This window comes from Pseudomonas sp. O39 (assembly GCF_045447295.1).
In the GTDB taxonomy this organism is placed as follows: Bacteria; Pseudomonadota; Gammaproteobacteria; order Pseudomonadales; family Pseudomonadaceae; genus Aquipseudomonas; species Aquipseudomonas antarctica_A.
Genome location: NZ_JBJGXV010000004.1, coordinates 53,333 through 71,852, shown reverse-complemented (window position 1 = coordinate 71,852; position 18,520 = coordinate 53,333). Strand labels below are relative to the sequence as shown.

The window sequence follows — 18,520 nt, the reverse complement described above, 5'->3', positions numbered from 1 at the left end:
GATGATTTCCTGATATTTACCGATGGTGAGTGTCGCCAGCCGGCCGCTGAAAATGGCGGACCTGGATCTGGAAACCATTACGTAAACCTACATAGAGGCTTTCCCCGGGAACGAGTCCCGCAGCGGTGGCCCAACGGGCCAGATCGTCCTGTTCAAAACCCAACCAGAGATCACCGCAGGCCTCCTTGGCCCAATTCTGGTTGTGGCTGCATAAATCTGTGACCAGCAGGCTACCGCCGGGTTGCAGCAAGTTTGCCATCTGCTTGAGGGCGTCGGCGGGGGCGGCGAAATGGTGCAGGACCATGTTCAGCACCACGCAATCGGCCCGCAGGCTGGTGTCATTCAACGCGTCTGCCAACTGCAGGCTGACATTGCCCAGGGCTTCGCGCTCACACAGCTGGCGCGCCAGTTCGAGCATCGCCGGGCTGTTGTCCAGCGCCGTCACCTGCTGAAAGCGGCGCGCCAGTTCCGGCAGGAAACCGCCGTCGCCAGGTCCGACTTCCAGCGCCGTCGCCTCATGACTGAAGCTCAGCTTGTCCAACAGCGCCAGTACGCTTTCGCGGTATTGCGGCAAACCGGCGATGAGGTCCTGCTGGGCGCGAAACTTTTCGGCAACCCGAGAGAAAAAGTCCTGGCTGGCGGCGGCCCGTTGTCCGTGGACCTGGCCGATGCGCGACTGCACATCCGCCGGCAGGCTCAAGTTGTCGACTTCTTCGAGCAAAGCGCTGTGCAGCTTGCCGCCGAGCAGCTCGGTGTGGGGCAGGGCACGGCGGTAAAAAATCGCATTGCCTTCGCGGCGGGTGGCTACCAGCTCGGCCTGGGCCAGTACCTTGAGGTGGTGGCTCATGCCGGACTGGCCAATGGCAAAGATTTGCGCCAGTTCCAGTACCCCGAAGGAGTCGTTGGCCAGTGCGCGCAGTACGTTCAGGCGTAACGGATCACCAGCGGCCTTGCATAAGGCAGCCAGCTCATCGCCGTCGTCGGGACGCAGGGAGGGCACGGGTAGGTTCATAAGGCCAGCAGTCTAGTGATGGGTGTAAATCCCTGCAAGGCCAATATCAAAAAGTTTTGATATTGGTCGATAAGTGGCGGTTATAAGCAGCCGCTATTACCTCTAGACGAAGCCGTGGGGCGTTTCTGCAAGCGATTGCCGTGCAATGCGCAGGAAAAACACCGTCAAGTGACTATCTGTCATTGCCCGCAGGCGGTGGCTGAGGGAAAATGCCGGTCCTTTTTTCGGTTTCTATATTCAAACCCCAGGAGATCAGCGATGCCCAGCCGTCGTGAGCGTGCCAACGCCATTCGTGCCCTCAGCATGGATGCCGTGCAAAAAGCCAACAGCGGCCATCCCGGTGCCCCGATGGGCATGGCGGATATCGCCGAGGTACTTTGGCGTGACTACCTGAAACACAACCCGAGCAACCCGTCGTTCGCCGACCGTGACCGCTTCGTGCTGTCCAACGGCCACGGCTCGATGCTGATTTATTCGCTGCTGCACCTGACCGGCTACGACGTCACCATTGATGACCTCAAGAGCTTCCGCCAGCTGCACAGCCGCACCCCGGGCCACCCGGAATTCGGCTACACCCCAGGCGTCGAGACCACCACCGGTCCCCTGGGCCAAGGCCTGGCCAATGCGGTTGGCTTTGCGCTGGCTGAAAAAGTGCTGGGCGCGCAGTTCAACCGCCCTGGCCACAACATCGTCGACCACCACACCTATGTGTTCCTCGGTGATGGCTGCATGATGGAAGGCATTTCCCACGAAGTCGCTTCCCTGGCCGGTACCCTGGGCCTGGGCAAGCTGATTGCCTTCTACGATGACAACGGCATCTCCATCGACGGCGAAGTCGAAGGCTGGTTCACCGATGACACCCCGAAGCGTTTCGAAGCCTACAACTGGCAAGTGATCCGCAACGTTGACGGCCACGATCCGGAAGAAATCAAGACCGCCATCGACACCGCGCGCAAAAGCGAGCAGCCGACCCTGATCTGCTGCAAGACCACCATCGGTTTCGGCTCGCCGAACAAGCAAGGTAAAGAAGACTGCCACGGCGCCCCACTGGGTGACGCGGAAATCGCCCTGACCCGCGAAGCGCTGAAGTGGAACCACGTCCCGTTCGAAATCCCGGCCGACATCTACGCCGAGTGGAGCGCCAAGGAAAAAGGCCTGGCGACCGAAGCCGAGTGGGACCAGCGTTTTGCGGCCTACTCTGCCGAATTCCCGGAATTGGCCAACGAATTGGTACGTCGCCTGGCCGGTGACCTGCCTGCCGACTTCTCGGAAAAAGCCTCGGCCTACATCGCCGAAGTCGCGGCCAAGGGCGAGACCATCGCCAGCCGTAAAGCCAGCCAGAACACCCTGAATGCCTTCGGCCCGCTGCTGCCTGAGATCCTCGGCGGTTCGGCTGACCTGGCCGGTTCCAACCTGACCCTGTGGAAAGGTTGCAAAGGTGTTTCGGCAGAAGACGCCAGCGGCAACTACATGTACTACGGCGTGCGCGAGTTCGGCATGAGCGCCATCATGAACGGTGTGTCCCTGCACGGCGGCCTGGTGCCTTACGGCGCGACCTTCCTGATGTTCATGGAATACGCGCGCAACGCCGTGCGTATGGCCGCGCTGATGAAGAAGCGGGTGATCCATGTGTACACCCACGACTCCATCGGCCTGGGCGAAGATGGCCCGACGCACCAGCCGGTTGAGCAACTGACCAGCCTGCGTACCACGCCAAACCTGGATTGCTGGCGCCCAGCCGACGCGGTCGAATCCGCCGTGGCCTGGAAGCACGCCATCGAGCGTAAGGACGGCCCTTCGGCGCTGATCTTCTCGCGTCAGAACCTGCAGCACCAAGTGCGTACCGACGCGCAAATCGCCGACATCAGCCGTGGAGGCTACGTGCTCAAGGACTGCGCTGGCGAGCCGGAGCTGATCCTGATCTCCACCGGTTCCGAAGTCGGCCTGACCGTTCAGGCCTACGACAAGCTGACCGAGCAAGGCCGCAAGGTGCGTGTTGTGTCGATGCCCTGCACCAGCCTGTTCGAAGCCCAGGACGCGGACTACAAGCAATCGGTATTGCCGTTGCAAGTCAGCGCGCGTATCGCCATCGAAGCGGCTCACGCCGACTACTGGTACAAGTACGTGGGCCTGGAAGGCCGCGTGATCGGCATGACCACCTACGGTGAGTCGGCGCCGGCGCCAGCGTTGTTCGAAGAATTCGGTTTCACCCTGGAAAACATCCTGGGTCAGGCTGAAGAGCTGCTGGAAGACTAAGGCTGTAGATTGAGGTGGCTGTACTGACGCCTTCGCGAGCAAGCCCGCTCCCACATTTGATCGGGTTCACACAGTTGCAATTGTGAACCCATTCAAGTGTGGGAGCGGGCTTGCTCGCGAAAGTGATCTAACAGCCACCCTATTACCCAAGGTAATCGAGAACCCCATGCCTCAACCGCGTCGCTACAAAGTTGCACTCAACGGCTACGGCCGCATTGGTCGTTGCGTCTTGCGTGCTCTGTTCGAGCGAGGGGCGGCGGCCGGGTTTGAAATTGTCGCGATCAACGATTTGGCCGACATGGCCAGCATCGAATACCTGACACGCTTTGACTCCACTCACGGCCGGTTCCCCGGCGAAGTGCGGGTCGACGGTGATTGTCTGCATATCAATGGCGACTGCGTAAAAGTCTTACGCAGTGCCACCCCCGAGGGCATCGACTGGGCGGCGCTGGACGTCGACCTGGTGTTGGAATGCTCCGGTGCTTACCACACCCGTGCCGATGGCCAGCGTTTTCTCGACGCCGGTGCACCGCGCGTGCTGTTTTCCCAGCCGATGGCCAGCGAGGCGGATGTCGACGCCACCATCGTCTACGGCATCAACCAGGATTGCCTGACCGGCGATGAGCTGCTGGTGTCCAACGCCTCCTGCACCACCAACTGCAGCGTGCCGCTGTTGCGCCTGCTGGATCAGGCGATTGGCCTGGATTACGTGTCTATCACCACCATCCACTCGGCCATGAATGACCAGCCGGTGATCGACGCCTATCACCACGAAGACCTTCGCCGTACGCGCTCGGCGTTCCAGTCGGTGATTCCGGTGTCCACAGGCTTGGCGCGTGGTATCGAACGGTTGTTACCGGAACTTGCCGGTCGAATCCAGGCCAAAGCTGTACGGGTGCCGACGGTGAACGTGTCCTGCCTGGACATCACCATGCAAACCGTCAGCGATACCGATGCCACTGAGGTCAACCGGATTTTGCGCGACGCCGCCACCCGCGGCCCGCTCAAGGGCCTTTTGGCCTACACCGAGTTGCCGCACGCCAGTTGTGATTTCAACCATGACCCGCATTCGGCGATTGTCGATGCCAGCCAGACCCGTGTTTCCGGCCCCAGGTTGGTGAATATCCTGGCCTGGTTCGACAACGAATGGGGGTTTGCCAACCGAATGCTGGATGTTGCGGACCATTATCTGCACATCGCCTCTGCTAAATCAGCCCTTTAAATCAGCCAATTCAGGAACTGCGACCCATGACCGTGTTGAAGATGACCGACCTCGATCTGCAAGGTAAGCGCGTACTGATTCGCGAAGACCTCAACGTCCCAGTCAAGGACGGTGTTGTCACCAGCGATGCGCGAATCCTGGCCTCGCTGCCGACCATCAAGCTGGCCCTGGAAAAAGGCGCGGCCGTGATGGTCTGCTCCCACCTGGGTCGCCCGACCGAAGGTGAGTTCTCCGCTGAAAACAGCCTCAAGCCTGTAGCCGACTACCTGAGCAAGGCCCTGGGCCGCGACGTGCCACTGGTGGCTGACTACCTGGGTGGCGTTGACGTCAAGCCTGGCGACATCGTGCTGTTCGAGAACGTGCGCTTTAACAAAGGCGAGAAAAAGAACAGCGACGAGCTGGCCCAGCAATACGCGGCCCTGTGCGACGTGTTTGTGATGGACGCCTTCGGCACCGCTCACCGCGCTGAAGGCTCGACCCACGGCGTGGCCAAGTTCGCCAAAGTCGCCGCAGCCGGCCCGCTGCTGGCCGCTGAGCTGGATGCACTGGGCAAGGCCCTGGGCGCTCCGGCGCAACCGATGGCCGCCATCGTGGCCGGTTCCAAAGTGTCCACCAAGCTGGACGTGCTCAACAGCCTGAGCCAGATCTGCAACCAGTTGATCGTTGGCGGCGGCATTGCCAACACCTTCCTGGCGGCAGCCGGGCACCCGGTGGGCAAGTCCCTGTACGAGCCGGACCTGCTCGACACCGCCCGTGCCATCGCGGCAAAAGTGAGCGTGCCGTTGCCGGTGGATGTGGTGGTTGCCAAGGAGTTTGCCGAAAGCGCCGAAGCCACCGTCAAGCTCATCGCGGACGTGGCTGCCGACGACATGATCCTGGACATCGGCCCGCAAACCGCGGCCAACTTCGCTGAACTGCTGAAGTCGTCCAAGACCATTTTGTGGAACGGCCCGGTGGGCGTGTTCGAGTTCGATCAATTCGGTAACGGCACCAAAGTCCTGGCCCAGGCTATTGCTGAAAGCTCGGCATTCTCCATCGCCGGTGGCGGTGACACCCTGGCGGCCATCGATAAATATGGCGTTGCTGACCAGATCTCCTACATTTCTACCGGTGGCGGCGCATTCCTGGAATTCGTCGAAGGCAAAGTCCTGCCGGCCGTTGAAGTGCTGGAAACCCGAGCCAAAGGCTAAGGCTCGTGATCCGGAAAAGGAGTATTCCCATGATCAAGTCGTTGGCACTGGTAATCGCAGCAGGCCTGTTGGCCGGCTGCGGCAGCACGCCAAGCGCTAAGCCTGACCCGGCAGAGCGTGCGCCGGGGCAGAAAAAGAGCTGCTACCAGGCTGACTGGCAAGCCGAGACCATGCCGGTGATCAACAAGCGCATCGGCAACGAGCGGCTGGAGAAATACGACGCTGCGCCCAACGGTCAGGAACAGGGTTGCCCGTGACCGGTCTGATCAATTAACCGACAGCAGTGGCGGCCTTCGGGTCGCCGTTCGAGGATTGGCAATGAAAGGCGTATTCGCCCTGGCTGCATTGGCCTTGTTGGCCGGCTGCAGCAGCATGAACATGTTCAACAAGGCAGAGCCGGCGGACAAGTGGACGACCTGGACTTGCGACAGCAAGGCCGAGATCAACTGGCGCTTTGCCAATCAGGCCCGTTCCGAAGTGGATGTACGCCTCGGTGGTTCGGACCAGGTTTACCGTCTTAAGCAAGACGTTGCCGCCTCGGGCGTGCTGTACAGCAACGACCAGTTGGCGTTTCACACAAAAGGTGAGGAAGGCCTGATTTACTGGGTCGCCACCGATGATTTGATCGGGCGTGGCTGCAAGGCCCAGTGAGAACACGAGCTTAAGATAAATGAGATCTAAATGTGGGAGCTGGCTTGCCTGCGATTGCGGTGGGTCAGCAAAATAAATGTTGTCTGATCTGCCCCCATCGCAGGCAAGCCAGCTCCCACGTTGATCGGCTTTTTCAGTGGTATCAGCACAAGGCCACGCCAGCAATAACGATTCAGCAGGCCAAGCCTTAACCCCTTGATCTGCAATAACTTGAATAGCAGCCGCCGCTACGGCAGGCTTGCACGATTAACGACCCTCGATCGGGAGAGACAACACAATGGCACTTATCAGCATGCGTCAAATGCTGGACCACGCAGCCGAGTTCGGCTACGGCGTCCCAGCCTTTAACGTCAACAACCTTGAGCAGATGCGCGCCATCATGGAAGCCGCTGACAAGACCGACTCCCCAGTGATCGTCCAGGCTTCGGCCGGTGCCCGCAAATACGCCGGCGCCCCGTTCCTGCGCCACCTGATCCTCGCGGCGATCGAAGAATTCCCACACATCCCGGTGTGCATGCACCAGGACCACGGCACCAGCCCTGACGTGTGCCAGCGCTCCATCCAACTGGGCTTCAGCTCGGTGATGATGGACGGCTCCCTGGGTGAAGACGGCAAGACTCCAACCGACTACGAGTACAACGTACGCGTCACCCAACAAACCGTGGCCATGGCTCACGCCTGCGGCGTGTCGGTTGAAGGCGAGCTGGGCTGCCTGGGTTCCCTGGAAACCGGTATGGCCGGCGAAGAAGACGGCATCGGCGCCGAAGGCGTGCTGGACCACAGCCAAATGCTGACCGACCCGGAAGAAGCGGCCGACTTCGTCAAGAAGACCCAAGTGGACGCCCTGGCCATCGCCATCGGTACCAGCCACGGCGCTTACAAATTCACCAAGCCACCTACCGGCGACGTGTTGGCCATCGACCGCATCAAGGAAATCCACAAACGCATCCCTAACACCCACCTGGTGATGCACGGTTCTTCCTCGGTACCGCAAGAGTGGCTGGCGATCATCAACCAGTACGGCGGCGACATCAAAGAAACCTACGGCGTACCGGTTGAAGAAATCGTCGAAGGCATCAAGTACGGCGTGCGCAAGGTCAACATCGACACCGACCTGCGCCTGGCGTCCACCGGCGCAATGCGTCGCCTGATGGCCACCAACCCGAGCGAATTTGACCCACGTAAATTCTTCGGCGCCACCGTAACCGCGATGCGTGATGTGTGTATCGCGCGTTACGAAGCGTTCGGCACTGCCGGCAATGCTTCGAAGATCAAGCCGATCTCGTTGGAAGCGATGTACCAGCGGTATTTGAAAGGTGAGTTGAACGCCAAGGTGAACTAAGCCTTTAGCGTTTAAAAGAAGCCCGCAGTGATGCGGGTTTTTTTGTGGCTTAAATATAATGGGGAGCGCGGGCTATTATTTCGAATTGACCTAGCGGACTGTGATTTCTCACAGTAGCTAGCCAGTGTAAATGGCCGTAGTTTTCTGAGGCAGCTAACTCAATGCACTTGCGAGGAAAACGCCATGGTCACTCCGCAAAAGCTACCCGTTATGAATATTTTTACGAATGTTCGAAACTCCATCAATTTGACCCCGTTGAAGAAGTTAGGGCGAGAGCCGAGTAATACGCTGAGTATCAATCCTTCTTGTGGCGGGCTGGTCGTGGAGATTCCCTTTGATAGGGCGAAGTACACCGTGGGTTCAGTTATTTCCATTACCTATAACTTTTGGTATTTGGACGGGAGTGGGAATGGCGGGTTGCCTCTATACAGTTTTGAGGTGACGAGTACTACGCTTAATAATGTATCGGCGTCCAATATCTACTCTGTGGTGCTCTCTGATGAGATTCTTTCCTTTCTCCGGCCTGGGGTGCGGACCGAGTTAGGCTATAGCGTTAGTGTCTATAAAGACCCAAATGATCGATTTAAAAGTGCTACTTCTCCAGTGGACGCTGTCGCCATCTATAGTTCCACGCCTGCGCCCTTTGATATCGTTGTTCCTTAATGTGTATGGTTATTAAGGGAAGGGTCATGCGCTGGTCATTCTGGAAAGTCAGTTGAGCCCCCGGGTCAGCTAAGCATAATGTGATAATGAAAAGCCCGCAGCGCTGCGGGCTTTTTTGTGGCCGGGATTTGATCAGGCAGCGTCAGGCGTATCGAAACCGCGGTGCTCGATGACCCTGAACACATCGCTCACGTCCTGGACCAGAATGCGCGCAGTGTTGGCCACGTTGTTCAGGTCGCGTTCGGCGAAGTCCGGCAGGCTGGAGCAGGCCATCAGGTTGAGGTGTTCAAGGGCGGCGTTGAGGCGTTCGCGCAGGCAGGCGTGGAGGTCCAGCAGTGGGGCGTCGCTGTCGATTAGCAGCACTGGGTAATCGGTGGCGGTTTCGGTGCACGGGGTGAAACGACGGGGTGGCAGTTTTTGGGTCATGGTGAATCCTTAACTCGAGAGAAGAATGACCACCGTTTGCTGCGAAACAAATTGGGTGGCAGCTGTACGCGGGTTCGCAGACCGAGGAGTTAAGACCCGGCAGACCCGAAGGTCTCCCACGCACAGCCGCCATAACAAGACGGCCATTGGCAGGAGCGCCAGGGCAGTTTTGACGGGTGCGGAATTAACTCTGTAGGGCTGCGAAACCCTATCGCCGGTCAATGCCAGCGACGGGGCGAACTATAAGCGCCGATCTGGCTTGCCGCAACGGTCCTGTAGGCCCCGTCCCGGCGGCCCAGCCAATGAAGGTCAAATGTGGGAGCCGGGCTTGCCCGCGATCGCGGTGTGTCAGCCACCAGACAGGCTGGCTGATAGTCCGCCATCGCGGGCAAGCCCGGCTCCTACAGGGATTTGAGGCGTGTTTAAAAGGTTGGATGAGTCAGCGAATAATCCGTGGCGTCACAGGACGAGGCCTACGCGAGATACGGCACTTACTCGTGATCAATATCCAACTTGGCAAACGTCACGCGTGCACCTTCCTTGCTATTCCCACTGTTGTCCTGCACATACACCCCAGCCTTGAAGTACAGCGGCTTCGCAGCCCACGCGGCGCCAATGCGCTCGTTCCATTGGCCGTCTGCGGCAGATACGCTGAGTAAGCCGGCCTTATTGAGGTTGATCACATAGGTGAAGCTCTTCTCCAATGGCACGTTACTGGCGACGGTGACCACGCGCCCCTCACCATCATCCGGGCGCATGCGCACTTTGGCGACGATGTTGCCGGTCTGGGTCGATTCCTTGAATTGGTATTCCAGCTTGATCAGCGGTTTCTGGCTGTCATACGCGTGAATCTGGCCGATCACCACTTTGCCGCTTGAAGGCACTTGGTTGACGGTCACGGTGGCGCGCAGGAAGTTGTTGGCCTCGTTGTAAGTCCAGTTACGCAGGCGGCCGTCGGCGTAGGTTTCACGCAGTTCGCTGCGCGGGTAGATGGCGTTTTCGGTGCGGGTGCCGGTCACGGGTGTCCAGAATTGCACGTTGCTGCCTTCGGCCTGGAAATATTGGTCCTTGAAGCCGCTCAGCAGTTTCGGGGTGTCGATGGTCGCGGGCGGGGAGCCGACAGGAATGCTCAGGTTCCAGGTGGAAAGGTCGATCATGGTGTTGGCCTTTTACAGAGGTGACGGCTTTGGCCCGGGGGCCTTACAGGTTCTTTATAAGCGCTGATCGTCAGGTTGTTAAACAATTGCTGGCGATTTATTGGCGTCAGAGGAATGCCAAAAAGCCATGTTTCCCATGGTCCGTGGGCTGTAGGGGCTTACCGTTAGTCGGCTTCCTAAGCTTTGGCGCAATGATGGCACCCGCGTCACTTCTGCTTTTTTGGAACCGGGGCTAGAGTGAGACCTCAGTGTTTGTCCGGTTTTTATATCAGAAGTAACCGGTGCAACTCCTCAAGGAAGAGACGTAGCATGGATTGCGCTCCATACCCCGGCGATGGCAGTTCGGTTCTTCTGGTGGTCGACGACTACCCGGAAAACCTCATCAGCATGCGTGCGCTTTTGCAGCGTGAAGATTGGCAAGTGATGACCGCAGCTTCAGGGCTGGAGGCATTGGAATTACTGTTGGCGCACGAAGTCGACCTGGTGTTGCTAGATGTGCGCATGCCCGGCATGGATGGCTTTGAGGTGGCGCGCCTGATGCGTGGCAGCCAGCGTACGTGCATGACGCCGATTATTTTTTTGACCGCGCATGCCCAGTCTTCTGCGGCCGTGCTGGAAGGCTATGCCAGCGGTGCCATCGACTACCTGTTCAAGCCCTTCGACCCGCATATTCTCAAGCCCAAGGTCCAGGCCCTGCTGGAGCACCAGCGCAACCGCCGAGCCTTGCAGCGCCTGAGCCATGACCTGGAATCCGCGCGGGCCTTTAATGCCTCGGTGCTGGACAACGCCGCCGAGGGCATCCTGGTGGTGGGCGAGGCCAGTGTGATCCAGTACGCCAACCCGGCCATTTCGCGGTTGCTGAATGCCACGATGGCCGAGTTGCAGGGCGAGAGCTTTCTGAGTTTCCTGCAAAAGCCCCATGTGCCCACCTGGTTGGGGTTCCCGATGTATGAGGCCTATCGCAAGGGCGAGACCTGGCGCCAGCACGACGCTATTTTGCGCACCGGTCGCGGCCAGCAGGTGCCGGTGGCCTTGTCCTGCGCGCCTCTGCCCGCCGAGCAGAAGGCTATGGTGGTGACGGTGCTGGACATGTCCGAGGTGCGCCACCTGCATCAGCAACTGGAGTTCCAGGCGGTTACCGACCCGTTGACCGGGCTGCTGAATCGGCGTGGCTTTCACCAGGCAGTAGAGAACACATTGCTGCGCAGCGAACGTAATGGGCTGTCGCTGGTGTTGCTCTACCTGGACCTCGACGGCTTCAAGCGGGTCAACGATTCGCTGGGCCACGACGCGGGGGATCGGGTGCTGCGCTGGGTCTCGGAGCAAATGCAGGCGTGTCTGCGGTCCTACGACATTCTCGGGCGTATGGGTGGGGATGAATTCACCGCCTTGCTGGAGCTGGAGTTTCCGGAGCAGGCGGCGAAGATTTCGGAAAAACTGATCGAGCGAGTGTCTGTCTGTCAGCAAGTCGATGGTTTGGACGTGATGCTCGGTGTCAGCATTGGTATTGCGACCTTCCCGGATTGCGGCGCTGACTTGAATGGCCTGCTGCGCGCGGCGGATATCGCCATGTACGAAGCCAAGCGTGCAGGGCGTCAGCAATATCGCTATTACGATCAGGAAATGAACGGCCGTGCCCGTTCGCGCCTGATGCTCGAAGACAGTGTACGTAACGCGATTCAAAACAAGGATTTCGCCCTGGTCTACCAGCCCCAGGTGTCGCTGGAGGATGGCCGTTTGCGAGGCGTCGAGGCGCTATTGCGCTGGCAGCACCCAAGCGTCGGCGATGTGCCGCCGGGCTTGTTTTTACCGTTGCTGGAAGAGGCGCGGCTGATCAGCCAGTTGAGCGCCTGGATCTACCAGCAAGTCGCCGCCCAGCGCCGGGCCTGGCAAGCCACTTTCGATGACGAGTTGGTGCTGAGCGTGAGCCTGAGCAGCAGCCAGTTCAACATGCCAAACCTGGCGAGCCAACTGCAGCAGGTCCTTGAGCGATATGGGTTGCAGGGGCGCCAGTTGGAGGTGGAGATCAGCGAAGACAGCCTGATGAGCAACCTTGAAGAAACCCACAAGCAGCTCAAACTTTTGCGTCAGATCGGCGTGCGTATTGCCCTGGATGACTTTGGTTTGGGCCAGTGTTCGCTGGCCCATTTGCGTGATCTGGAGTTCGACACGCTCAAGCTGGATCCGCAACTGGTGGCACGTCTGCCAGGCTCGGTGCGCGATGCGGCGATGGCCCGCAGTATTATCCAGTTGTGCGGGCACTTTGATGTGTTGGTGATCGCCGAGGGGGTGGAAACCCAGGAGCAATCCCAGTGGCTCAGGGCCAATGGCTGCTCATGTATTCAAGGGCCGTGGGCGGCGCAGCCACTGGTGGCCGAGGAAATGGCGATCTGGTCCCACCCCCGGCCGCTTTGAATTCGCTACACTGGCGCCCATTCGAACCCTGTTGCAGACTCCATGACCGCGCTGAAATACCTCCAGGCCTACCCCGCAGCTCTCCAGGAGCAAGTGCGCCAATTGATCGCCAAGGACCAATTGGGCGCCTACCTGGAGCAGCGCTACCCCGAACGTCATGCGGTGCAGAGTGACAAGGCGCTGTACAGCTATGCCCTGGCCTTGAAGCAGGAGCACCTGCGTAACGCGCCGGCCATCGACAAAGTGCTGTTCGACAACCGCCTGGACCTGACCCACCGCGCTTTAGGCCTGCACACCACGATTTCGCGGGTGCAGGGCGGTAATCTCAAATCCAAGAAAGAGATTCGCATCGCCGCGTTGTTCAAAGAGGCCGCGCCGGAGTTTCTGCGCATGATCGTGGTACACGAGCTGGCGCACTTCAAGGAATCGGACCACAACAAGGCGTTCTACAAACTCTGCGAATACATGATGCCGGGCTACCATCAGGTGGAATTCGACCTGCGGGTTTACCTCACGTATCGCGACTTGCAGGGCAAGCCCTAACCTCATAAGGCTTTCGACCATGGATGTGAGCAAGACCAAAAGCAGTTTTTACCGCCGCCTGTATGTGGCGTACCTGATCGACAGTGGCCAGGCCAGCAGTGTCCCGGCGTTGACTGATGCCACCGGCATGCCACGGCGCACAGCGCAGGACACGATTGCGGCGTTGGCCGACCTGGATATCGTGTGTGAGTTCGAGCAGGCAGACGGCGCGCGCAATCATGCCGGGCACTATCGGATTCGGCGCTGGGGGGCGATTGATCGGGGGTGGATCGAGGCTAATCTGGCGTCGATCAAGCAGGTGTTGGGGTATCCCTGAGACAGGCGGGTGACAGCTCTGGCCTCATCGCAGGCAAGCCAGCTCCCACCTTTAACCGCGTACAACCCTTGGAATGCGGTCTATTGTGGGAGCTGGCTTGCCTGCGATGGCGTCCTTACTGGCGCCGCATGCCTATATGGGGAATATCATCTTCCAGGTATTCCTCACCCGCCACCACAAACCCATACCGCCCGTAATACCCCTGCAAATGCGCCTGGGCTGACAGAAAGATCGGCGTCTCAGGCCAGATATCTTCAATGCGCTTGAGGGTCTCTTCCATCATTTGGTGGCCCAGCCCGGTGCCGCGTGCCACCGGCGCGACGATCACTCGGCCGATCACCACATCACCACCCTGTGATTCCGGGTCGAGCAAGCGCAGGTACGCCACCAACGCGTCATCCTTCCAGGCCATCAAGTGGTGGGTATCACCCGAAAGATCCTGGCCGTCGAGGTCCGGGTAAACGCATTTCTGTTCAACGACAAAGACCTCGCTGCGTAGGCGCAAAATCGCGTAAAGCTGCTCCTTGCCCAAGTCATCGTGATGTTTGCAGACCCATTCAACGGTCATGGCGTGCTCTCTTATTAATGTCTGTTGTCGATAGTAAGCGCCTGCGGCCCCCCTGTCTAAATCGAGCGTTTTTGTGAATGGCGTCAATTCGCCATCATTCAGTGCAATCGCTGCTGGCTTCTTTGTGTAATCTGCAATGCAGGCTCATTGATGAGCTACTGTTATCAGGCCACTGCCTGCCCGCCAAGGACTTTAAGCATGCCGCGATTTTCTCGTGCCGTTGCTTTGATAGGAGTGTTGTTGCTGGCCCAGCCTGCGGTCGCACAACGTCTGCGCCTGGTGGCGGATGCCTGGCCGCCTTTTACGGATGCCACCTTGATCAACGGCGGCTTGGCCACCGATATCGTCAGCACGGCCCTTGCTCGCGCAGGCTACGCCAGTGACTTTGAACAAGTGCCCTGGGCTCGGGCGCTGATGGGCGTGGGCGACGGCCGCTATGACGTGCTGGTCAATGCCTGGTACGACGATGCGCGTACCAAACTGGGACAGTTTTCCGGTGAATACCTGCTTAACCGTGTGCGCTTTATCAAGCGCCGCGATGATCCCATCGACTATCAGAACCTGGAGCAACTGCACGACGAATCCATCGCCGTGGTGCGCGGGTATGCCTATTCGGCGGCGTTCGATCAGGATGCACACCTGCAGAAGGTGCCTGTGCATAACTTCGCCATGGCCGTGCGCATGCTCGTGGCGCAGCGCGTAAGGCTGACGCTGGAAGATGAATATGTTGCCCGCTACTACCTGGCGCGCGAGTCGGCGCGGGTGCGCAATGCGGTGGAGTTTTTACCCAAGCCACTGAGTGAAAACAGCCTGCATATTCTGGTGAGCCTGAAGAACCCCGAGCATGAGGAGATCGTCGCCAGCTTTGACCGGGAGATTGCCAAGATGAAGGTCGATGGCAGTTACGAGCGGTTGATGAAGGCGCATGGGATGTAGTGTTCTTGCGGGCGCCATCGCGGGCAAGCCCGGCTCCTACAGGTAAGCGCATTCCAACGTGGGCGCTGGCTTGCCTGCGATGGCGATTTAAGCTTCGGCAGTATCTTTGATCAGATGCGCCGCCAGCGTTCGCAACGGCCCCAGCTGCCGACAGATCAATGCCAATTGTGTCTGCACCAACCGTTGCCCTTCATCGATCTCATCCGGCATCTGTTCCAGTTCCGCCGCCAAGGCTTCCTCGGCATCGCTCTGAATCGCGACCGGCTGCTTGTTGGCCAGCCCGGTGGCGATCTCATCGATGCTCGCTGCCAGGCTGTTGCCGGCGCCGTCGATCAGATGCTCACGCACTTCGGCCGGCAGTTGGGTCTCGCGGTGTGCGCCCAGCCCCGACAGGTAGCTGAGCAGGGTGTGCGAGAGCACCAGGAAGCGGAAGCCTACGTCGGCCTCTTTGCGAAAATGCCCCGGCTCCATCAACATATTGGCCAGTGTCGTGGACAGCGCCGCATCCGCGTTGTGGGCGTTACGCCGCGCCAGCCGATAAGCCAGGTCGTCGCTCTTGCCCGCCGCGTATTGCTGCATGATCTGGCGCAGGTAGATGCTGTTGCAGGTCAGGGTGTTGGCCAGCACCTTGTTCAGGCGGCGACCTTGCCAGTCCGGCAGGAACAGGAAGACCGCCAGGCCGGCGATCAGGCTGCCGAGCAAGGTATCGAACAGCCGTGGCAGGAACAGCCCGTAGCCATCGCCCACCTGGTTGAAGCAGAACAACACCATCAGCGTGATCGCCGCCGTAGCCAGGGTGTAGCGGGTGGTGCGGTTGATAAAGAACACCAGGCCTGCGGCAATGGCGAACAGCGATTGCACCAGCGGGCTTGGGAACAGGTCGAACAGCGCCCAGGCCACGGTCAAACCGATGGCAGTGCCGATGATCCGTTGGCCGAGCTTGCGCCGGGTGGCGCCGTAGTTGGGCTGGCAGACGAACAGGGTGGTGAGGATGATCCAGTAGCCCTGGGAGGCGTGAATGGCATGCAAGGTGCCGTAACCGATGGTCAGCGCCAGGGCGAGGCGCAAGGCATGGCGGAACAGCAGTGACGTCGGCGTCAGCTGCGTGCGCAGGCGCGTCCACATTTCCTTCAGGTTGCGCGGGGCGCGGTCCAGCAGGTTGCTGTCGGTGGCATCCGCGAGGGAGTCGGGGTTGCTGGCGTCGCCAAGCAGGCGGTCGAGGGTGGACAGGTTGGCGGCCAGGGCGCGCAACGAGCGCAGCAAGCCGCGCCACGCGGGGTTGCTCTGGATGCGCAGGTGTTCCAGCGAGGCATTCAGGTCGCCCAGGGCTTCGGCGAAGCTGTCGTCATAAATGAAGGGCTGGCGCAGCTGGATCGACTCGCCCAGGGTCTGGCAGGCCTTGGCTTGCTGGCGCAGCAGGCGCTGGCAGCGGAACAGCACATCGCTGTGGAAGAAGGCTTCGGCCAGGGCGTTGTAAGGGTAGTGGGACGAACTGGCGCGCTCGTGGATGTCCTGGGCCAGGAAGTACAGCTTCAGGTAGCGGCTGACCTTCGAGCCCGGTCGACCATTGCCCACGCGGTGCAGGATGATTTCCTTCGCCGCATTCAGCGCCGCAACGACACGGCCATTTTGCTGGGCCAGTTCCAGCCGCCGTGCTTCCACATCCAGTTGGCGGATCGGTTCGAACAGCGACGATTTGAGCTTGAGGTAGCGCCCCAACTCGCGAAACAACCGCGCCAGGCTCTGTTGCACCGGTTGGTTGGAGAACAGCGCCTGCCACAGCACCGACAGCACGCCGTACCACGCGGCACCGGCCACCAGCAGCAGCGGCTCATGCCAGAAATCGGTGACGGCCCCCCCGCGCTGGTCCACGCCGATCATGGTGTACACCGACAGAATCAATGTGGCCGACGCAATCGCGCCATAGCGTTCGCCGAGGGCGCCGAGCATGGTCAGGCAGAAACTGGCCAGGGCCAGGGCGATGGCGAAAATCCAGGGATAAGGGAACAGCAGCTCCACCGACAGCGCAGCGATGCTGAAACATACCAGCGTTACCGCCAGGGCATTGAGGCGGCCTTGCCAGCTGTCATCGGTCTCGGCCAGGGCGCTGGCGATAATCCCCAGGAACAGCGGGATCAGCAGGGTCATTTCATCCTGATACCAGCACAGCGCCATGCTGCCGGTGAGGGCGATGAATACCCGTACGCTGTAACTGAATTTATCCAGGGCCCACAGGCGCCGCATGGACTGCTTGAACGAGGTCGATGACATGAAGTCTGGAGTCTTCCGGGACGATGCCGCTAAATTGAGCCAGTAATGACGCCACGGCAAGCGTAGCGATCACATCCAACAGCAAAATATATTCCAGCCATTGCATTCCAAATGTGGAATGCAATCAATGTGGGAGGGGGCTTGCCCCCGATAGCGGTGCAACAGTCACTCATGAATTGACTGATACACCGCCATCGGGAGCAAGCCCCCTCCCACATTTGTTACCGCGTAGCGTCAGGCGTATTGCGCTGCGGCGTAGCCCGAGGCCCACGCCCACTGGAAGTTGAACCCGCCCAGGTGACCGGTCACATCCAGCACTTCGCCGATGAAGTACAACCCCGGGCTTTTCAGCGATTCCATGGTCTTGGACGACACTTCACGCGTATCCACACCGCCCAGTGTCACCTCGGCGGTGCGATAGCCCTCGGTGCCGGCCGGTACCAGTTGCCAGCTCGAGAGTTTTTGCGCGATGTCGGCCACTTCAGCGTGGGTGTACTGCTTCATCGGCTTGGAAACGAACCAGGTTTCCGCCAGCAGGTTGGCCATTTTCTTGGTGAAGATCTCACCCAGCAGGGTTTTCAACTCGCTGTTGGGGCGCTCGACCTGTTGCTGTTGCAGCCAGGCGTGGGCGTCGTGGTCGGGTAGCAGGTTGATTTCCACCGTGTCGCCGGATTCCCAGTACGAGGAAATCTGCAAAATCGCCGGGCCGCTGAGGCCACGGTGAGTGAACAGAATATTCTCGCGAAAGCTCTGGTCATTGCAGCTGACCAGGCAATCCACAGAGGTGCCCGACAACTCGCCACACAACTCCTTGAGCTGGTCGGTGATGGTGAACGGCACCAGGCCGGCGCGGGTCGGCAGCAGTTCATGGCCGAACTGCTTGGCCACTTGGTAACCAAACCCGGTCGCGCCCAAGGTCGGAATCGACAGGCCGCCCGTCGCGATCACCAGGGATTCGCAGCGCAGCTCACCCAAGGTGGTTTGCAACTGATAACCGGCTTCCAGCTTGGCAATCTCTTCGACCGACGTGTCCAGGTGGATGCTCACGCCGACTTGAATACATTCATCGAGCAGCATGCCGAGGATGTCGCTGGACTTGTTATCGCAGAACAACTGGCCGAGCTTCTTCTCGTGGTACGGCACGCCATGCTTGGCCACCAGCCCGATAAAGTCCCACTGGGTATAGCGGGCCAGGGCGGACTTGCAGAAGTGCGCGTTGTGCGAGAGGAAGTTGGCAGGCTCGGTGTACATATTGGTGAAATTGCAGCGGCCACCGCCGGACATCAGGATCTTCTTGCCGGCCTTGTTCGCGTGGTCGATCAACATCACTTTGCGCCCACGCCCGGCGGCGGTCAGCGCACACATCAAGCCTGCGGCGCCGGCGCCAATGATCACAACTTCGGTCGAGCGCACAGCAATGTCCTCATACAAATTCTGAATTGGAATACAGTCAAATGTGGGAGGGGGCTTGTGTGGGAGCTGGCTTGCCTGCGATAGCATCACTTCGGTGTAACTGACATACCGAGGTGTCTGCATCGCGGGCAAGCCCGAC

Annotated in this window: 17 protein-coding genes; 11 read left to right on the top strand and 6 right to left on the bottom strand. The window is 59.6% G+C overall.

What is annotated here, in order from left to right; translation table 11 throughout:
• Positions 1-16 precede the first annotated feature (16 nt).
• Positions 17-1,012 carry a metalloregulator ArsR/SmtB family transcription factor gene (locus ACI77D_RS07195; protein ID WP_064454495.1) on the bottom strand — a complete coding sequence of 332 codons (996 nt, stop codon included), beginning with the start codon at positions 1,010-1,012 and terminating at the stop codon, positions 17-19.
• Between the two features lie 258 nt (positions 1,013-1,270).
• Here ACI77D_RS07195 and tkt point away from each other — a divergent pair, with 258 nt between their 5' ends.
• The 7 genes from tkt to ACI77D_RS07160 all read left to right on the top strand — a co-directional run bounded on the left by tkt (position 1,271) and on the right by ACI77D_RS07160 (position 8,336).
• A complete protein-coding gene (gene tkt, locus ACI77D_RS07190; RefSeq protein WP_407016306.1) occupies positions 1,271-3,268 on the top strand; it encodes a transketolase in 1,998 nt (665 codons plus the stop codon).
• A gap of 166 nt (positions 3,269-3,434) precedes the next feature.
• Positions 3,435-4,490: an erythrose-4-phosphate dehydrogenase gene (epd, locus tag ACI77D_RS07185; RefSeq protein ID WP_064454493.1), complete on the top strand. Its 1,056-nt coding sequence runs from the start codon at positions 3,435-3,437 to the stop codon at positions 4,488-4,490.
• 26 nt (positions 4,491-4,516) lie between these two features.
• Positions 4,517-5,680, top strand: coding sequence for a phosphoglycerate kinase (locus tag ACI77D_RS07180; protein ID WP_259763350.1), 1,164 nt, complete (start codon positions 4,517-4,519; stop codon positions 5,678-5,680).
• A 29-nt stretch (positions 5,681-5,709) separates the two neighbouring features.
• Positions 5,710-5,937 carry a hypothetical protein gene (locus ACI77D_RS07175; RefSeq protein WP_064454491.1) on the top strand — a complete coding sequence of 76 codons (228 nt, stop codon included), beginning with the start codon at positions 5,710-5,712 and terminating at the stop codon, positions 5,935-5,937.
• Between the two features lie 61 nt (positions 5,938-5,998).
• Entirely contained in the window at positions 5,999-6,331 is a 333-nt protein-coding gene (locus ACI77D_RS07170; protein ID WP_064454490.1) for an MliC family protein, read from the top strand.
• A gap of 277 nt (positions 6,332-6,608) precedes the next feature.
• Positions 6,609-7,673, top strand: a complete 1,065-nt coding sequence (fba, locus tag ACI77D_RS07165) for a class II fructose-bisphosphate aldolase (RefSeq protein ID WP_003177554.1) — start codon at positions 6,609-6,611, stop codon at positions 7,671-7,673.
• Between the two features lie 183 nt (positions 7,674-7,856).
• Positions 7,857-8,336, top strand: a complete 480-nt coding sequence (locus ACI77D_RS07160) for a hypothetical protein (protein WP_221295809.1) — start codon at positions 7,857-7,859, stop codon at positions 8,334-8,336.
• Positions 8,337-8,468: 132 nt separating this feature from the next.
• Here ACI77D_RS07160 and ACI77D_RS07155 read toward each other — a convergent pair whose 3' ends face one another.
• Together ACI77D_RS07155 and ACI77D_RS07150 are read right to left on the bottom strand one after the other, a co-directional pair.
• The gene (locus ACI77D_RS07155) at positions 8,469-8,762 is read right to left on the bottom strand and encodes a fructose-bisphosphate aldolase (protein WP_221295808.1); all 294 of its coding nucleotides are present in this window, start codon (positions 8,760-8,762) and stop codon (positions 8,469-8,471) included.
• Between the two features lie 491 nt (positions 8,763-9,253).
• A complete protein-coding gene (locus ACI77D_RS07150) occupies positions 9,254-9,919 on the bottom strand; it encodes a polysaccharide lyase family 7 protein (protein ID WP_064454487.1) in 666 nt (221 codons plus the stop codon).
• A 309-nt stretch (positions 9,920-10,228) separates the two neighbouring features.
• Here ACI77D_RS07150 and ACI77D_RS07145 point away from each other — a divergent pair, with 309 nt between their 5' ends.
• From ACI77D_RS07145 to ACI77D_RS07135, 3 genes are read left to right on the top strand one after another with little or no spacing between them, the layout of a single operon-like run.
• The gene (locus tag ACI77D_RS07145; RefSeq protein ID WP_064454486.1) at positions 10,229-12,334 is read left to right on the top strand and encodes a bifunctional diguanylate cyclase/phosphodiesterase; all 2,106 of its coding nucleotides are present in this window, start codon (positions 10,229-10,231) and stop codon (positions 12,332-12,334) included.
• Between the two features lie 42 nt (positions 12,335-12,376).
• Entirely contained in the window at positions 12,377-12,877 is a 501-nt protein-coding gene (locus ACI77D_RS07140; RefSeq protein WP_064454485.1) for a M48 family metallopeptidase, read from the top strand.
• A gap of 19 nt (positions 12,878-12,896) precedes the next feature.
• Positions 12,897-13,193 (top strand): helix-turn-helix domain-containing protein, encoded by a 297-nt coding sequence (locus tag ACI77D_RS07135; protein ID WP_064454484.1) that lies wholly within the window; start codon positions 12,897-12,899, stop codon positions 13,191-13,193.
• A 115-nt stretch (positions 13,194-13,308) separates the two neighbouring features.
• Here ACI77D_RS07135 and ACI77D_RS07130 read toward each other — a convergent pair whose 3' ends face one another.
• Positions 13,309-13,761 (bottom strand): GNAT family N-acetyltransferase, encoded by a 453-nt coding sequence (locus ACI77D_RS07130; RefSeq protein WP_064454483.1) that lies wholly within the window; start codon positions 13,759-13,761, stop codon positions 13,309-13,311.
• A 198-nt stretch (positions 13,762-13,959) separates the two neighbouring features.
• Between ACI77D_RS07130 and ACI77D_RS07125 the strand changes: the two genes are divergently transcribed.
• Positions 13,960-14,697: a substrate-binding periplasmic protein gene (locus tag ACI77D_RS07125; RefSeq protein ID WP_407016305.1), complete on the top strand. Its 738-nt coding sequence runs from the start codon at positions 13,960-13,962 to the stop codon at positions 14,695-14,697.
• 87 nt (positions 14,698-14,784) lie between these two features.
• On the opposite strand, the gene yccS is transcribed toward ACI77D_RS07125, so the two are convergent.
• Positions 14,785-16,968, bottom strand: a complete 2,184-nt coding sequence (gene yccS / locus ACI77D_RS07120; protein ID WP_262666439.1) for a YccS family putative transporter — start codon at positions 16,966-16,968, stop codon at positions 14,785-14,787.
• A 234-nt stretch (positions 16,969-17,202) separates the two neighbouring features.
• Entirely contained in the window at positions 17,203-18,381 is a 1,179-nt protein-coding gene (locus ACI77D_RS07115) for an NAD(P)/FAD-dependent oxidoreductase (RefSeq protein ID WP_262666438.1), read from the bottom strand.
• Positions 18,382-18,520 lie beyond the last annotated feature (139 nt).

Bases quoted from the DNA above. Each gene is read 5' to 3' on its own strand.
- ACI77D_RS07130 (WP_064454483.1), bottom strand. From the start codon at position 13,761: ATGACCGTTGAATGGGTCTGCAAACATCACGATGACTTGGGCAAGGAG.
- ACI77D_RS07195 (WP_064454495.1), bottom strand. From the start codon at position 1,012: ATGAACCTACCCGTGCCCTCCCTGCGTCCCGACGACGGCGATGAGCTG.
- ACI77D_RS07160 (WP_221295809.1), top strand. From the start codon at position 7,857: ATGGTCACTCCGCAAAAGCTACCCGTTATGAATATTTTTACGAATGTT.
- fba (WP_003177554.1), top strand. From the start codon at position 6,609: ATGGCACTTATCAGCATGCGTCAAATGCTGGACCACGCAGCCGAGTTC.
- tkt (WP_407016306.1), top strand. From the start codon at position 1,271: ATGCCCAGCCGTCGTGAGCGTGCCAACGCCATTCGTGCCCTCAGCATG.
- yccS (WP_262666439.1), bottom strand. From the start codon at position 16,968: ATGTCATCGACCTCGTTCAAGCAGTCCATGCGGCGCCTGTGGGCCCTG.
- ACI77D_RS07145 (WP_064454486.1), top strand. From the start codon at position 10,229: ATGGATTGCGCTCCATACCCCGGCGATGGCAGTTCGGTTCTTCTGGTG.
- ACI77D_RS07175 (WP_064454491.1), top strand. From the start codon at position 5,710: ATGATCAAGTCGTTGGCACTGGTAATCGCAGCAGGCCTGTTGGCCGGC.
- ACI77D_RS07140 (WP_064454485.1), top strand. From the start codon at position 12,377: ATGACCGCGCTGAAATACCTCCAGGCCTACCCCGCAGCTCTCCAGGAG.
- epd (WP_064454493.1), top strand. From the start codon at position 3,435: ATGCCTCAACCGCGTCGCTACAAAGTTGCACTCAACGGCTACGGCCGC.
- ACI77D_RS07180 (WP_259763350.1), top strand. From the start codon at position 4,517: ATGACCGTGTTGAAGATGACCGACCTCGATCTGCAAGGTAAGCGCGTA.
- ACI77D_RS07170 (WP_064454490.1), top strand. From the start codon at position 5,999: ATGAAAGGCGTATTCGCCCTGGCTGCATTGGCCTTGTTGGCCGGCTGC.
- ACI77D_RS07155 (WP_221295808.1), bottom strand. From the start codon at position 8,762: ATGACCCAAAAACTGCCACCCCGTCGTTTCACCCCGTGCACCGAAACC.
- ACI77D_RS07135 (WP_064454484.1), top strand. From the start codon at position 12,897: ATGGATGTGAGCAAGACCAAAAGCAGTTTTTACCGCCGCCTGTATGTG.
- ACI77D_RS07150 (WP_064454487.1), bottom strand. From the start codon at position 9,919: ATGATCGACCTTTCCACCTGGAACCTGAGCATTCCTGTCGGCTCCCCG.
- ACI77D_RS07125 (WP_407016305.1), top strand. From the start codon at position 13,960: ATGCCGCGATTTTCTCGTGCCGTTGCTTTGATAGGAGTGTTGTTGCTG.